We start from the raw sequence: 15854 nt of genomic DNA, 5'->3' as shown, positions 1-15854 counted from the left end.
CTACCATAACGGTTGCGATTGGGCGTAGCATAATAAGTGCCCGTACACTTTTCGAATACAAGCCGTCTCAGCGAGTATTTCACATAGCCCTCTAACGCTGTGTTTGGTGCGTTAATACGTCCATACCCGATTTTCAAAATGCAGTTGTGCCAGAAGGAATTGAAGACATGCAATCCGAACAAAATCACAACATTCGACATCTTCCATTACCACAAAGTGTCAGAGAAGCCATTACCGCAGCAAGAAAACAAGCCGGTACGTTTTACGCTTTTACCGAAGCAGATACACCACTACTGATTCAATCCCAGGATGGTACGGCGAGCGGTAAAAGCTATAACGTTTTCGCTCAATACATCGAAAGCGTAAATCCAGCAATCAACTCTGGCAATAATCATCGTAATCTGGTGTTTATCACACCCTTGAAATCACAAATTGACATCCCGGAACAACTCATCGCTCGCGCCCGAGATAAGAAGATTGAATTGTTACCTTATCTTTCGCAAGGGGATATCGCAGATCTTGGTTTTACGTCATGGGTCAAATCTCCTGAAGGGAAAACACCTACAAACCGGGAACGTTATCGTCGCTGGATCAAGCAAGCCAACGAATTGATGTCGGGTGAAATTCAGCTTATTTTTCAACGCCTGAAAGCGGAAGTTGATGCGCGTAATAGTTTGGAAGTACGTCTGGAAACAGAGATTAAAGTAGGGGCAACGTTTGAACAAAAACGTCTGGAGGATGAGTTACGTCTCAATAGTTTTCATTTAGCAGGTCGCTTACAGGAAGCGACGGTGGCGATGCTTAATGCCTTGAATCAGGATCTGGCGGTTTTACTTGATGGGGAAGCAACTAATCCTCGATATGCACTGGCTACGGAAATGGTTAAACATCTTTTCCCATTTCAGATTGCACTGTATTGCCGATGTATCCTGCTGGCTACAACGAAAAAGTTCGATGGCAGTGTGCTGTTACTGAAACGCGATAAAGAAGGCGACTATCACCGGAGTTCACAACAACTGGACCACGTTCTGGGCCAGAAAAAAAGCCTCAAAGTAAATCCATTAGGCGAGATTGCTAACCAGACTAATCCAAAGCGAATTGATAGCTTAAAAGAGCAATATTGGATAACCGACGAAGACTCACCTTTTGCACAACGTGATATCCGTTTCACATTAGTTCTGGACGAAGAGCACGAAGCCTACCGTATCTTCCAGCAGAATGTTTGCCAGACATTAATGAACGACGATCAGCAGCTTCCTTCGTTACTGGCAATTTTACATCGTGTACTGGAATATGTGGATGAATGTTCTTCAGATGAAAGAGCACCAGGGTATACCCCTCTGAAAAATTATGTCGATGAGATCAACAAAGCCTTATTACAATGTGATTTACGACCTGATTTCGATCTTAAGAAGCTGACCAGACTCTTTAGAAATAGTTTGCTTGATATCGTCGTCGATAGTCGTAATGCTGAGCAGGTTATCGCGTTAATTGGTAATATTTTCAGTTATCAGATTCAGCGATTTTACCGTGAGTCAGATCTTCGTCGTATTCATTTACGTAGTCACGGGCGTCATTCATACACTGAAGTCTATATTTCTGAAGATGACAAAAAAGTTCCAGATGAATTTAACTTATATGAACTGTATCAGACACTGACTGCTCTATTATTAGCCTCTGCCCGGTTGGAAACACCCAAACATGTCTGCGATTTGCTGGCACAGCAGGAGATGGCAAATCAGAATAACCCATTATCAGTTTTCATTCGTAAAGCCCAAAGTATTAAAGGAGATATAGATCATTTATCTTCCAGTGAGCCTCAGAAAGAACAGTTGATAGATGACTTTTTTACCTATTTTCAACCCAAGACATTGTTTTCCCTTTCGCCACGTGAACAGGTAAGAATTGAGGCTGAACAACTGAGGGGTTGGGTATTACTCAAATTTCGGATGGAGTTAATTAAGGAGTTACCCGAAATAGCATTATTACGTGTGCTTTATAATACACGTAATACTATTATTTTACTGTCTGCTACAGCAGGATTTCCTGCAACGTATAATGGGCAATACAGCCGCCCGTTTCTGGATAAATACGCCCGTGACTTGAACTATCGCATTAGGCAGCGGGATGTTGATTCTGCCTCGCCCCTGTCGGCGATCCGTGACAACAGAAACCTTCATCGTCCTGTAGCACTGGAGATATTTGACGATCAGGAACTAGAGTTTTTACCACAAAACGAGGAGCCTGAGTTCAGGAATGCATATCGTTTCTGGCTCAAAATGCTTGAACCATACTCTACAGCAGTTCAGTTTAATCGCTATCATAAACGAGAATTTCATCGCCAGTTACAGTGTATGTTACTTGCAGCTTATGCTGGTCGGCACATTTTATGTATCGGGATCAGTAGCCGTTTTTTTGCGATTATAGGGAATTTTCTTCGTGCCAATAAGTTAAGTTCAAATCCCTATCGTGGGGTTGCCATTCTTGACAATGAAACACGTCGGGGGAATGATTTACCTCGTGTATTTGAAATCACCCCTTTTGCTGAGCGGCATAGATTGCGTGTCGTCATGTTTGATTCAAAACTCAACCGGGAAGATCCGGTAAGAGACTATCTGCAAATTGATCACCAAAATTTAGCAATATGCATGGTTTCCCATTTCCAGGGGGCCGGGACAGGGCTTAATTATTATGTCACTTATCCGGCACCGCCAGAACCCGCAGGAGCAGATTCAGAGCAAATTGACTTTGATGAACTAGCAATGGTCTGCGGTAGCTACTGGAGTCAGATTAATGCAACTCCATCTCGAAACACGCTGGAAAATTATATTACCTTACTCAAGCATTATGCTCATGGAAGTGTGCCTCGTCAGGTTGGTGATTTTGATACGGATCTAGTTGATTCTGATGCGGCCCAATTGCTGAATACTGAACATACCGTCGAGCTTCATAAAATAGCAATGCAAACTATTGGCCGTACAGAACGGCGCGATGCCCAAATGAATGGGATTATTCGTTTACCTTCTGGTGTTCATCATAATGCATTGTGTGTTTTTCGGGATTTGGATCGTCACCCAAATGCACAATCGTTACTTGCTTCCCTGAGTCTGCATAACTACCTATGGTTCAAACGCTCAAAAGAGGATTTATTAAAAGCCAGTTTTTCTTCCGATAGTCAACGTAGCGAATTTGAAAATAAAGTTGCTAAAGCAATAGATATGTATAGCGACTTTGAAGCTGAACTGAAAAATAAAATTCTGCCGCTGGCAAGACAAGGAGATCGAGATGCAATTGAGTTAAATGAAGCATTACGTCACTGGGACAGTTTTACCGATCCTCAGTCATATATAAAGCGTCTTAAACGCAACGCGATTATTAAGAAAAATGCTTACCTTAGCGACTGTGTAAGCCATTTTTATCTGGAGCGTACTGCTGATTGGAAAAATGTAATACTGGCTAAAACCTTAGATGGTTATGGATTAACAGACATTTCAGTTGGAGCAAATCCATACAAACCGGAATATTGTTTACCCCAATATCATGAAGCCATGGCTGAAGAGTCATCCGGAACTGAACAGCGTATTTTTGCGAAGATTCTGGGATTAGATGCCACGCCTTTACAACAATACATTCCCATTCCTTCATTGATGCCACTTCTAATTGGCAATATTGGTGAATGGCAATTACACCTTGTGCTCCAGGAAATGAATATTACGCCCATTCCACCACAAGAGCTATCACACTATCTGGATAGCCATTGTTATGAATTGTTTGATGTGTATTGCATTAACAAGAACCGTATTGTTGCGATCGATGTAAAAAACTGGCGAATGCAAGGAAATAACCGCCAATTAGCAAAAAAAATGCATAATAACTCCTTGGGGAAAGTCAGTGAGTTGCAGAAAATCGTTACAGCAAAAACACAGTTTGATGGTGTTGATGTTGTTTATCTTAATACCCGATATGCTTTAAACAGCCTCAACATTCGTGCCGAACATTCTAACCATAAGGGCGTCTGTTATTATAACCTTTTTAAAAATATTTCATCTTATGAAAAAGTTAATGGCAAAAATCCTTATGACGCAAAAATAAAATCAGAATTAAGAATAAATCAATACTTACTTAATCTTTTAGGAGTGAATTATGACTGATGTAACTGAAAGTCAACAGCATAATGAAACGGATGTTGTGATGGCTGCCGAATGGGGGCTTCAGCCTTCAGATTATGCACCTAAAGCACGAACACAGCTCTTTGATATCCATGATACTGCAGATGTAATGTTGGAAAAACTTCTGCAATTACCCTCGGCAAATGGTTGGGGAATTGATGCAATCTGTATCAACAAGGTAAAAGAATACACAATGAAATGGGATGATTTTTTTATTGAATTGCACAGAGAGATTCAAAATATATTATCCTTAAAACTAGACGTGAAGAATAACAGAGATTTCCAGTATCAAACGTTAAGAAAAGCAAACAGCTATCTTGTGATGTTTCTGTCACCTGATGCCCGTCCGTATCATCAATGGGTTAATGAACTAAAAATTAAGGGCTTTGATCAATATAAAATTGCTCAAACTGTGCTCGGGTTGCGCCTGAAACTACATTTTTTAGAGAATGCCGGGAAGTATTTTGAGGTGAGTCATGGGGCCTATAATAGCGAAGTTTTTCTGGGTGCCGTCGTACAAAAAGAAGAACCAGACAAGAGAGGAAACTATTACGTCGATGCATTGCAAAGTGACCTCTTTTACAGCCCGGATTATGGTGACCTCACCTTTACCCTGAAAGGGATCTGCTTCAGAGCAAAAGCGGAAGAGCTTGGTGTACTCAGCGATTATGGCCGGATTATGATTAAAGGTAAAAAATCATTGCAGTTGCTCGAAAAAGTAGATGGCAGAAAATACCGGAAAATGCCCTATATGCGTTTTGTCAGTAAAACTTATTCTGGCTGCAAAAATCATGCAGAAAATCTGGTTCAGAGCGTGCTCGGTGATATCCTGTCTCAGGCTGACATAACTTTTTCACCACGTGTTTTTTGTGCAACCCACTGTCAGTCAAACTTTTTAACGACCGATGCTAAAATACTTCAGCGTCCGTTAGTTATTATAGATAATATTAATAGTGGAGAAGATCCAGAGGCGCATCAGCGATTTATTCAATATCTGAAAAAAGAATTAGATGCAGTAGATATAATTTCACCTCGGGAACTTATTGATCTTGATAAAGATGTTAACTATCTGGTACTGAATCAGTCCAAAAAAATAAATGGGTCCAGCATTTCCCTTGGTGAAGATACCTTTTTAAACTCTACCTGGCAGGCACTGAATGAGGCAAAAGCAGGTAAAAAAGATCTGTTAGATTATTATTCAAGGCTAAAAGTGGATTTTATCCTTGATTTTGAGAAAAATCATCAGCGAGTCTTTCAGGGATGTAATATTGAAGCCATAGAGCAGAATAAAAAAGATCCTATTACCCAGGTGGTTAAAAAAGTTCTTAATCCTGTGTCGGTCGCTAAGTTGGAAATGATCCGCAGCGAACTCTGGCTAAAAGAAGCTGTGCTGGTGAGAAAGAGACTTACCGGTTTTAGCATTAACGATGGCGAGTATATTCTTGTCTCAATTCGGTGTTCCTCTTCCGGAAACAGAAGAGGGAATGATTTTTATGGCGTTGCTACGCCCGTAATATTCAGTCATGGCGTAATGAACATCGCAGAGCCGAAAATGTATACCGATGAGATCGATTTTCGTAATAATGTTCCAGGGATGAATATCAACTGTATTGATAAATTACGGGATGATAATTTCTATCTTGTTGATACAATAAATCAGGTTGTGATTAAGCGATACAATACTGTTCGTATTCCGAGATTATTAGGTTCTGCAGAGCGTTGTTCTCTTCAGGTAGCAGAAGAGAATCATGATAAAATTAATAAATTTGGTGCAGCGGATAAAACATGTTTGCCTTACTATTTAACGCCAAAACCTAAAAGTCATGCTGTCAGCCAGTATCAACAACTCTTTATTGAAAAACGAGGTAATGAAGCATTACTTTTTTGTACTAAAAGTAACCAGCCCAACCAGATTATGGACAGGGCAACCTTAGTTTATAATCTGGTGGCGACAACATTTGACGGTAAAGAGGCTGATGTGATGACGCAACCAGCAACTGAATTACTGTTGCGAACTTTAACTTACGATACCACCCGTTATAATGAAGTCAGTCAGACATCTCTTCTGGAAAAAATATCGCGTCTGATGCTGCATAACTAATTTTATCAGCGTTTAACGTGGGTTATTCTTGATCAGGCCATGTGCTATGGCCTGATCATTTTTAAGTCTGGTAGTATTGATTCTGTTTGTTCACTGAATCAATTCCGGCAACCTATAAAGCAAACGCCTGGCAGATGGCCAGCCTGCATCCATAAAAATATCCAGACTTTCTATCAAACAGGTGCGTCGATGTTCTTCTTCAAAAATGATTTTATAGTCGGCAAGAAACATCCCCATCATTTTTACCAGTTGTTCCATTCCCATATGTTCATTCTGGAAACCAAACCTTGTTCCGTGACGTAAGGCATGGGCCATCAGATCAAAACATTTTGCAGGATCGACAGGAACAAGCGTTTCAAGCAGTTCCAGAAGGTAGTAAATAGTGTGTGGCGTGCTGCAATCACCAATGCGCCGCATGTGCAGTTCAGTTTCGTTTAGAAATCTCTTAAGTTCTTCTTCTGCTAATGGTTTCTCAGGATTATGTTTCCCTTCACAAACAAAGCGAAGTTGCAGACATGCTCCGTCTATAATTGCAAAACAGCATCTTACGTCTTCCAGTTCGATCTCTGTCAGATCGGTGCGGGGTGAATACTCTTCCAGTTTTTTTCCGGCAGCATCAATAATGCTATAGGCTATATCTAACCCCCGTCGTCTGATTCCAATGTCCTTCGGTGTACTCTGTTCGGCAAAGCCAAGAACGAATCCATCCCTTAATGTAAATAAAATTTGTTTAAGTTCATGACTATAAATAGTGGGATCGACAATCCAGCATTGAAGAATATCATATGCTTCCCTAATTTCATGGACACCCCAGAGAATTGCCAGATCGATGCTAACTATCTTGCGAATACGGTGCTGACGTTCAGGATCGTTACTAAAACGTCTCAGCAGTTTCTGGATAAGACAGAAAGAACGCGTCGGGTCGGTATATAGCAGACGTCTGATTCCATCCCCAACCATATGCTCTATTATGCCGGTATTGATTTCCTGCTCCACGCGTTCATTCAGGTAATGCCATACGCTCTCCGGAGCAATGTCCCACAACCTTAACAGGCGTGTTGATGCCTGAAGACGAACTGCCGGGTGAGGGTCAATCAGCATCCTTTCGATATCAGGTTTCAGTCGGTCATACAGATCGGGACGTAAAGGAATTACATCCAGAAAAATTCGTGCAGCATCAATCCTCGGTGAAGGAGAGCCCCAGCTAACGCTGTTGGCAAAGTTATCCTCGGTATCTTCATTGACAGTTGGAGATATTGCGCGAGAAGTCATATGCAATAAGTCCAAAAAATGAGGGGTCAGTTCATCTACCTGGTTGTCATTGGCAGGTGGTAATAATTTCTGTTCAACAGCCGCAACGCAGGCCCGAACAATAACATCCTCCGCAGTTGTGCGCACATAGGTATGAATATTTACAGCATTGAGTTGTTCACGAAGCGGCTCGAGAATGCCAAAAACATCTTCCAGCGATAATTCAGAGGAGAGTGTATTATTTGTCGTTAACCCCAGTGCAGTTTTCGCTGTTTTAACAGCACTGATAACCATGGCATTGGCTGGCTCATTTTGATCCAGACCTTCTATAAAATCATAAGGTATACCCGTACTAACGTTGATCGGAGAAATATCGAAAAGCCTTTTATTACCTGATATTTCATCATCCCCCTGCGTATTTTTCAGAAAGTTTCGGGCGGCTTCAGTAGAAAGATTATCTGATCCAATCGCGTTGAAAAGGCGATATAACAGTCGTTTCTTTGCTTCTTCCGGGTAAATATAGCCAGAGAAATTATACTGGAATGCTGCATTTTCCAGCATTTGCCGTTCCTCCACTGGACGCCGGGCAATTCCTTTGCTGACCAAATCGATAGCATCTTTACGAGTATCTTCGTTCTGGATAAACGCTTCCTGCGCTGCAATGGGCCAGAGAAAATCAACCAGGCTATCATTACGTTCATTTGCCGCCAGAAAGAGCCTGGCCCAGAAGATTGCCAGTGAGGCTTTTTGACGAATAAGTTCTGCGAGAACTAACACGTCTGGTTCAGTCGCGCTTTTCAAATGCTGAAATAGTTTCTTAACCAGTACTTCTCCGTCATACGCGTGTTCGCCTGTAGGATTGTACGCCCAGATGTGGCTGCGATCGGCCCTAAGAGAGATATCATTCCCGTAAATGGATAAATGCATCACAGGGGAATCAATAGGATGGCGCCGGGCAACGTATCCATTTAAAGCGTTGACGGCAGCATCAACAGCCTGCTCGGGATGTTGTTCGAGAAAATGGGAGAAAAACTCACCGAGTGAATAACGAGCCGATTCATAGTCCTGTCGGGCATTTGATCTCAGCGGCAGAATTCGACTGTTCCCCAGCGTAGTTTCACGTTCTTCGGTGACATCGTAGCGATAGACAAACTCGAATACGCTGGCAACAAACTCAGGAGCACAATCTGCGATTTTCTTTATGTTGTAACAGAGTACGGGAATTTCTTCTGAACCAAAACGCTGGAGACGTTCGATGGAAATAATCTGATCCAGTAAACAACAAGACGCATCAACGTCAGTGTTGATTGTATCTGCAATGAGGGGGATAGCACTTCTGACAAAATAGCCCGGCTCACCCTGCTTAAGGCCATAAGAAAGCACGGCACGGCAGGCTGTACCCAGAATATTGCGTAGATCAGGTTCAGTTACCCGCCTGATAAGCGGATGCAGCAAAAATCGTAACGTCTCCGCGACTTTATTGATGTCAGGCGTTAAAGCCGATACCAGATGTACCCACGGAAGCAGGGCCACTTCTTTTTCATCTTCAAACCGTATTGCCAGCGCGCCGCAGAGATGACTGAGTGTGGAAATAACGTTCTGATCGTCCATTGCCACACGTTTAGCGAGCCAGAGCAGGTCGTTTTGTGCAACAGGATATTCAGCCGCAATCCGGCCTGTTGCACTACGGATAATCGGATCGCCATCGTTATCATTAACCAGATGACTTACCGCTTGCCAGAAACCGTGATGATCCTCGTCATAATGCCAGATTTCCTGAAGCACAAAATCCAGTGCGGGAGAAAGCATCAACCCCTGAGCCTGCTGTTTAGGGAAACGCAAGGTTCCCGCAATGAGCGCGTCAGGATCGAATGAAATTTTTGCCGCAGCATAGTCAAAGAGCAGATGATGACGAAACTGTACCCAGCGATCGTTAGCCTCTCTGACGGCAACGCCTTCACGAGAGAGTGTATCAATCATATCGGCATCTGCGCCCGTCAACAGGGATGGAGCCCTGAGTGAACGTGTGGCAATCATATGATCAACCAGAGCCTTAAGGCACTGTCGGGCGTTCAGCCCATGTTTCTCGACACGATACATCCAGTAGAGTTTTAATAATTCGCTCTGGGATGAAATACGACTCAGATTAATATCCGCATATTGCGAAACCAGGTCAGCCAGCAATCGTGTATTAAACGGTACTTTTGCTAAATCGTGAAGCCTGTCAGAAGCCTGCTCAAGTGCTGCTGTCAGCGCCGAAGATTGTTCCAGTAACTGGCTAAATTCGCTATCTGACCAGCGTGGAATAACAATATGGCGAACCAAAGAAAACTGCGTATCGGCACGTTCCGCTACTGGAGGGTGACCTCTAAACAGATCGCGAAGCTTCACCCCCATACGCAAATCGAAACTGCGAATAGAGGCAATAACATGCCATCGCCCCTTTTGATTCAGTACTTGTTCAATCAGGGGACGAAAAACGGCCTCACCTTTACCCCCACGGATCGCATCCAGGGCATCAATAATCAGCCAGCCGTGAGATGTACCATCCCATGCTTCAAGCACTTCAGTCAGGCAATGATCTAGCCGGAGTTCACGGCTCAGTCCTTCGAGTGACTCAACCGAATAGTGATCAACTGCCAGTTCAAGAACATCGTCCCCACGATTGCGCAGGCTACGGGCCAACGCATTTAGTACGCCGCTTTTACCGGCTCCGGGTTCACCAATAATTAATAGCGAGCCGGACTGCACAGCCTGCTCAACCGCATCTTGGCATTCCCTGCGCAAGGTAACCGGCTGGCCGGAGGGATTATCGATGGTTTCATACTGCTGTAAGACATTGGCAACATGTTGAGAGTGGCGGATAAGTTGATGAATATCCGCCTGATATTGTGGCGGTGCTGCCAGTTTAATCCCTTTTCCTACCAGCATGTTACGTAATAATAATGCATCACAGCCATCGCGTCGGGACATCATCTCCCCACAGGCGGTGACAAGAATACTCAGGGCTGCTGCTGAGTCGGTTTCTCTGGCAAGGCTGCGACTAAGTCGCATCTGAAGTGTTGATGCGATATTTTCAACATCAACAACGTGAACGGCAATCAGACGGGCAAGTTCGGCTAACAGATTTGATGGCCGGGGCTCCGTGGTAATCCGGCCCCACGCGGTGGACACACAATGTTCGAAAATATCAGACGCTGATTTCTGTTTCCTGTTCATAGCTCCGCGGCCCTGCTGGGAAAGATGGCGTAACGCGGCGGAAAGATCGGTCCGAACAGTCGCTGATGCTTTGATGCTTACGGCTAAAATCAGCCGATCTTTCTCCGGCGATAGAGGGCGGTTCCACCCCAGAGAACCATCACCATCCCGACAGGTTAGCCAGTGTCGGACGAACTGTTCAATCGTCCGGTAAAAAGGACTCTTTTCATTATCTGAAAGTGGGACGGTTGTTTTTGCCTGAATTGCGAGAAATCCACCCACAGACGTTGCCACAAGAACATCATCAACTGGCGCTTCAGTTTCGAAGCGAAGCCGGACAGGTGTTGCATCACCCAGTATCAATGAAGGATCCAACGGGTCATTACTCAGGATCTGAGCGGCAAAAAACGCGCCTAATTGTTGTTGAAAGACAATACCGCTGCTGGTTGCCGCGCCACCACCGTTTGAGGGACCGCTCAGATTCGTATCAGACAAGTTCCACCTTCATAGCATGAATTCCGTGTTGGCGCTTATTTTACGGACAGGCGATTGGTAAAACAAAGAGATAAAAATACAGTACCCGGGTAAAACTGTCATTACGGCAATGGCACTTCAAATACGGACTCTTGCCGCCCATCGCCAAACGCAGTATCCTTAATCCGCACCTGCAAATTCAGGTGCCGGGATTGGTCTCTTCGGTGGTGGTTCAATTAATCACTTACTGGAGGTTGCCATTATGGCTACGATCCCCACTCAGACACATCCGTTACTTGTAGTTCCCTTCAATGCCGCTACGGATTTCACCGTCCTTGCCGACCACTGTGAAAACTTCGCTGAAACCCTGATTGAAAGCAATGATCCCACGCTGAAAATGGCGCTCTGCGGCAGACTCAACGCTTGTCTGTCGCTGTTGCAGCCCACGTTGTTAGAACCCGTTCCGCCCCATCTTATTGAAAGCCTGACCGTTGACACCCTTCCTGCCAATTCCCCTCGTTTTGAGCCTGAATGCACAGAGCTTTGTCGCTACTGTCTCTCTCTGACACAGATGCTGGCAGGGCAAGGCTTTTACTCTGAAATGGAGAAACACCTTAGCGGCCTGCTGTATGAACTGATCAACTATTTCGCCGCGAAAATGAAAGCGCCGCGCTGGCTCCGCACTGCTGACGGCGTGAAGTTTATCGACGAGGTGGCCGCATGATGCAGCAGGACTGGCATTCCGCCGACATTATCGCCGGGCTGAAAAAACGTGGCACTTCGCTGTCAGCGCTTTCCCGTCAGGCGGGACTGGCGTCTTCCACGCTGACCAACGCCCTTAACCGCCGCTGGCCCAAAGGCGAAAGGTTGATAGCGGAAGCGTTAGGCATCGCGCCTGAGCAAATCTGGCCTTCGCGCTACCGCTGATATCCCCCCGGCGCAGCCCGGATACGGAAGCTGCGCCGCATTTTGTTTATCCGATCTGTCATAATCCTTTGAATCGCAAAAACAGTTTCCTATTATCAGCCTTTTTTGTTACCCACTAAGCTCCCGCCTGCACGAAATGCTTCATGACCTGAAAGAAGCGCCTGAGGTATCAGGATGGTTGCCCTTTTATCGGCAATGTCGCCTTTGAAAACTGCCGGATCTGTCCTCTGATGGCTTAAGGCTTTCTTCACGCTTTATTACGCTAAGGAAATCACAATGAATCTGATGAATAATTGTGCATCGCCTGAAATTATTCACTGTAAATAATTTTCGTTATTTGCCTATTAATTCGTAATATATTGATAGGTTTTCGCACAAAATTATTCGAGTAGAATAATTTTGTACGCTTTCCGATTAATAACCCAAAAATTGAAGGAAAATCCTTTCAATGCAAAAAGCAGATCCGGATTCAATCAGGATCTGCTTTTTCATTTTTAACAAATTATACTGCTATTGGCTCAGGCTGCCTTATGCTGCCGCGCGTAAATATACGGCGCAACGTATCCCTCGCGGCTCACGTCCAGATAGTCCGACCACCACTGCATCATGGCTTTACGGGCGTCAAGATGCTCGGCGCGATGAATATACGCCGCCCGAACGCTGTTACGCTCCTGATGGCTCATTTGCCGCTCCACCGCATCCCGCGACCAGAGTTCTGATTCAACCAGCGCGCTACAGGCCATTGCCCGGAAGCCGTGTCCGCAAACATCAGTTTTTGTGTCATACCCCATAAGACGCAGCGCCCGGTTGATGGTGTTTTCACTCATCGGTTTATACGGGTTATGGTCGCCGGGAAAGACCAGCTCCAGATGGCCGGAGATTTCTTTTATCTGCTTCAGAATGGCAATTGCCTGTCGGGACAATGGCACAATATGTGGAGTACGCATCTTAGCGCCACGACCTGAAAAACGAACTTTGTCTATCGCATCGCGGGTAGCGGGAATAGTCCAGATTTTATGTCTGAAATCAATCTCGCTCCAGCGGGCAAAGCGCAGTTCGCTGGAACGAATAAACAGGTGGAGTGTCAACACCACCGCCAGCCTTGTTAACTGCCGCCCTTGCTGATAGTCACCGATACGCTCCAGCAGTTCGGGCAACCGTTCCAGCGGCAGGGCAGGATAATGATTTTTAACCGGCGGCGCGGTGACGTCTTCCAGATGCAGCGCCGGATTGTTTTCGGTCAGTCCCTGCTGCACGGCGTAACGCATGATGTTGCAAAGCTGCTGCCGGGTTCGGGACGCGACTTCCAGAAAGCCTTTATCCTCGATAACTTTCAGTAGCGCCGTGAAATGCTGCGTTTTCAGCATCGTGACGGGCAAATGACCAATTGCCGGAAAGATATGATTTTTCATACTGGCAAGGATGCGTTCAGCGTAGTCAACTGACCATTTCTTGTTGGTTTTGTGCCATGCCAGCGCGACAGCTTCAAAGCATTTTTCCGGTGACGCGGCGGCTTTTTCAGTGATGCGTTGTTGTACGGGATTGATATTCTGCGCCAGCAATTTACGGATACCGTCCCGTTGCTGGCGGGCATCGGAAAGCGACACCTGAGGATAGGCACCCAAAGCAATACGGGATTCTTTTCGGTTGAAGCGATATTTGAGATACCAGAGGCGTGAACCGCCCGGATTGACAAGCAGATACAGACCATGAGAATCGGTCAGTTTAAAGGGTTTATCAGAAGGCTTGATACTGCGGATTTTCGCGTCGGACAGGGACATATGGTGGTCACTCCATTATCGAACTGAAATGACCCCAAATCAGACCACCAATTTCGCCGGATGCGGAGGGAAAACCAGATACGCATCGGGAAAGATTTTCACGCTAACTTATTGAAACCTAATCATATAGGAACTTATAAGTACGCCTGAAAACAGGAATCTGGCTCCTCTGACTGGACTCGAACCAGTGACATACGGATTAACAGTCCGCCGTTCTACCGACTGAACTACAGAGGAATCGCGTGAACGGGGCGCATATTAACGATGCGCCCCGGGCTTGTCAAAGTCTGTTTTGCACTAACTCATTCGTTTGCCGATTTATTCTCCACTCCCGGCGTCAGGACTNACGTCAACGAAGTGATCTCGAGGTTAATCCACAGTACAGCAACGGTGGCGGCGCCAATCAGCGGCAGGATCAGGTAGTGCAGCTTCTCCTGCCAGGTTTTATTGCGTCCTTCGCGACGCCAGAAGTGGTTGAACACCGACAGATTAACGAAGGTGAAGGCCACCAGCGCGCCGAAGTTAATCAACGCCGTGGCGGTGACGAGATCGAAGAACAATGCCGACAGCGCCACAATACCCACCATGATCACGTTCAACGCCGGCGTGCGCCACTTCGGATGCACATAGCCAAAGTACTTTTCAGGGAAGACATTATCGCGGCCCATCACGTACAGCAGACGCGACACGCTGGCGTGCGACGCCAGCCCCGACGCCAGCGTATTCACAAACGTAGTGCAGAGGAAAATCGACTGAAACAGCTTGCCACCAACGTACAGCGCAATTTCCGGCAGCGCAGCATCGGGATCTTTAAAGCGGCTGATATCCGGGAAAAACAGCTGCATAAAGAAAGAGGCGGCGATAAAGATCAGCCCGCCATATAACGCGGTGAGAAAAATCGCTTTCGGGATGGTTTTTGCCGCATCCGGCGTCTCTTCCGACAGCGTAGTAACCGCGTCAAAACCCAGGAACGAGAAACAGACGATGGTCGCGCCGGTAATGATCGGGATCAGATGCGCGTTCTCGCTGATAAACGGCTGCAGCGACCACACCGTCCCGACGCCCTCGCCTTTATGCAACCCATCCACCACCAGGTAAATAAAGACCACGATGATGGCAATCTGCACCAGCACAAACAGCGCGTTAAAGTTCGCCACCAGGTTGACGCTCTTCAGGTTGGCGGCAGTGAGAATTGCCACAAACGTCACCACCCACACCCACGGTGGCACGCCAGGGAACAGCGCGGTGAGGTAAATTTTTGCCAGCAACACGTTAATCATTGGCAGGAACAGGTAGTCGAGCAGTGACGACCAGCCAACCATAAAGCCGACGTGCGGGTTAATCGCTTTTTGCGCGTAGGTATAGGCGGACCCCGCCTGCGGGAACTGGCGCACCAGTTTGCCGTAGCTGATGGCGGTAAACAGCACCCCGGCCAGCGCCAGAAGATAAGAGGCCGGAACATGGCCGTCGCTAATGCCCGAAACGATACCGAAGGTATCAAACACAGTCATCGGCGTCAGATAGGCCAGGCCCATCACCACCACTTGCCAGAGCTTGAGGGATTTACGCAGCTGCGGTTTTCCCGCCTGCGGTGAGGCATTCAGAGAGGAATTAGTCGCCATGCCCGTTCCCCCCTTTGCCGACGGAGATTTGCGTTCGTTGTTTCCTTAGTGCAAATCTGCTTAGCAAGGGGGTCAATCGGGTGAGATCGGGGGCAAAAACGCGTTCACGGTGCGGGCGTGGCCCGTACTCACAGCGGCTCAGGCAACCGCCCTCGCCATGCGGGTATTTAAACATCTGCATCATCTCATTTCCTCGTCACAAAATCTGTCGTGTTTCTGAAGACCCGATGCCGCCCGCGCTCCATAACGCGACATACGGGAAATGGCAGGATTTCCTGCAATGTCTGGCTGCCCGGCTCCGCGCAGGCAGCATGATGCTACGGTCTTACAC

8 protein-coding genes and 1 tRNA gene are annotated in these 15854 nt (G+C 46.2%); 4 read left to right on the top strand and 5 right to left on the bottom strand.

Annotated features, from left to right (window positions below):
• Positions 1-167 precede the first annotated feature (167 nt).
• Together GM30_RS08775 and GM30_RS08770 are read left to right on the top strand one after the other, a co-directional pair.
• Positions 168-4151, top strand: a complete 3984-nt coding sequence (locus GM30_RS08775; RefSeq protein ID WP_049848299.1) for a hypothetical protein — start codon at positions 168-170, stop codon at positions 4149-4151.
• Positions 4144-6270: a hypothetical protein gene (locus GM30_RS08770; protein ID WP_049848298.1), complete on the top strand. Its 2127-nt coding sequence runs from the start codon at positions 4144-4146 to the stop codon at positions 6268-6270. Before GM30_RS08775 ends, GM30_RS08770 begins: the two co-directional genes overlap by 8 nt.
• 90 nt (positions 6271-6360) lie before the next feature.
• On the opposite strand, the gene GM30_RS08765 is transcribed toward GM30_RS08770, so the two are convergent.
• Positions 6361-11214: an NACHT domain-containing protein gene (locus tag GM30_RS08765; RefSeq protein WP_049848297.1), complete on the bottom strand. Its 4854-nt coding sequence runs from the start codon at positions 11212-11214 to the stop codon at positions 6361-6363.
• A 241-nt stretch (positions 11215-11455) separates the two neighbouring features.
• Between GM30_RS08765 and GM30_RS08760 the strand changes: the two genes are divergently transcribed.
• Positions 11456-11917 (top strand): hypothetical protein, encoded by a 462-nt coding sequence (locus tag GM30_RS08760; RefSeq protein ID WP_049848296.1) that lies wholly within the window; start codon positions 11456-11458, stop codon positions 11915-11917.
• On the top strand, positions 11914-12120 hold the full coding sequence (locus GM30_RS08755) for a helix-turn-helix domain-containing protein (protein ID WP_049848295.1): 207 nt from the start codon (positions 11914-11916) through the stop codon (positions 12118-12120). The genes GM30_RS08760 and GM30_RS08755 overlap by 4 nt, the downstream gene beginning before the upstream one ends.
• 518 nt (positions 12121-12638) lie before the next feature.
• On the opposite strand, the gene GM30_RS08750 is transcribed toward GM30_RS08755, so the two are convergent.
• The 4 genes from GM30_RS08750 to GM30_RS27855 all read right to left on the bottom strand — a co-directional run bounded on the left by GM30_RS08750 (position 12639) and on the right by GM30_RS27855 (position 15698).
• A complete protein-coding gene (locus tag GM30_RS08750; protein ID WP_049848294.1) occupies positions 12639-13901 on the bottom strand; it encodes a tyrosine-type recombinase/integrase in 1263 nt (420 codons plus the stop codon).
• 161 nt (positions 13902-14062) lie between these two features.
• Positions 14063-14138 (bottom strand) — tRNA-Asn (locus GM30_RS08745).
• A 65-nt stretch (positions 14139-14203) separates the two neighbouring features.
• Complete coding sequence (locus GM30_RS08740; protein ID WP_049848293.1) at positions 14204-15523, bottom strand: APC family permease; 1320 nt, start codon at positions 15521-15523, stop codon at positions 14204-14206.
• Positions 15513-15698 (bottom strand): hypothetical protein, encoded by a 186-nt coding sequence (locus GM30_RS27855; RefSeq protein ID WP_420340993.1) that lies wholly within the window; start codon positions 15696-15698, stop codon positions 15513-15515. Before GM30_RS27855 ends, GM30_RS08740 begins: the two co-directional genes overlap by 11 nt.
• Positions 15699-15854 lie beyond the last annotated feature (156 nt).

Source organism: Trabulsiella odontotermitis, assembly GCF_001188485.1.
GTDB classification, from domain to species: domain Bacteria; phylum Pseudomonadota; class Gammaproteobacteria; order Enterobacterales; family Enterobacteriaceae; genus Trabulsiella; species Trabulsiella odontotermitis_A.
The sequence above is the reverse complement of the archived record's forward strand: the minus strand, read 5'-3'. Positions and strand labels throughout refer to the sequence as shown.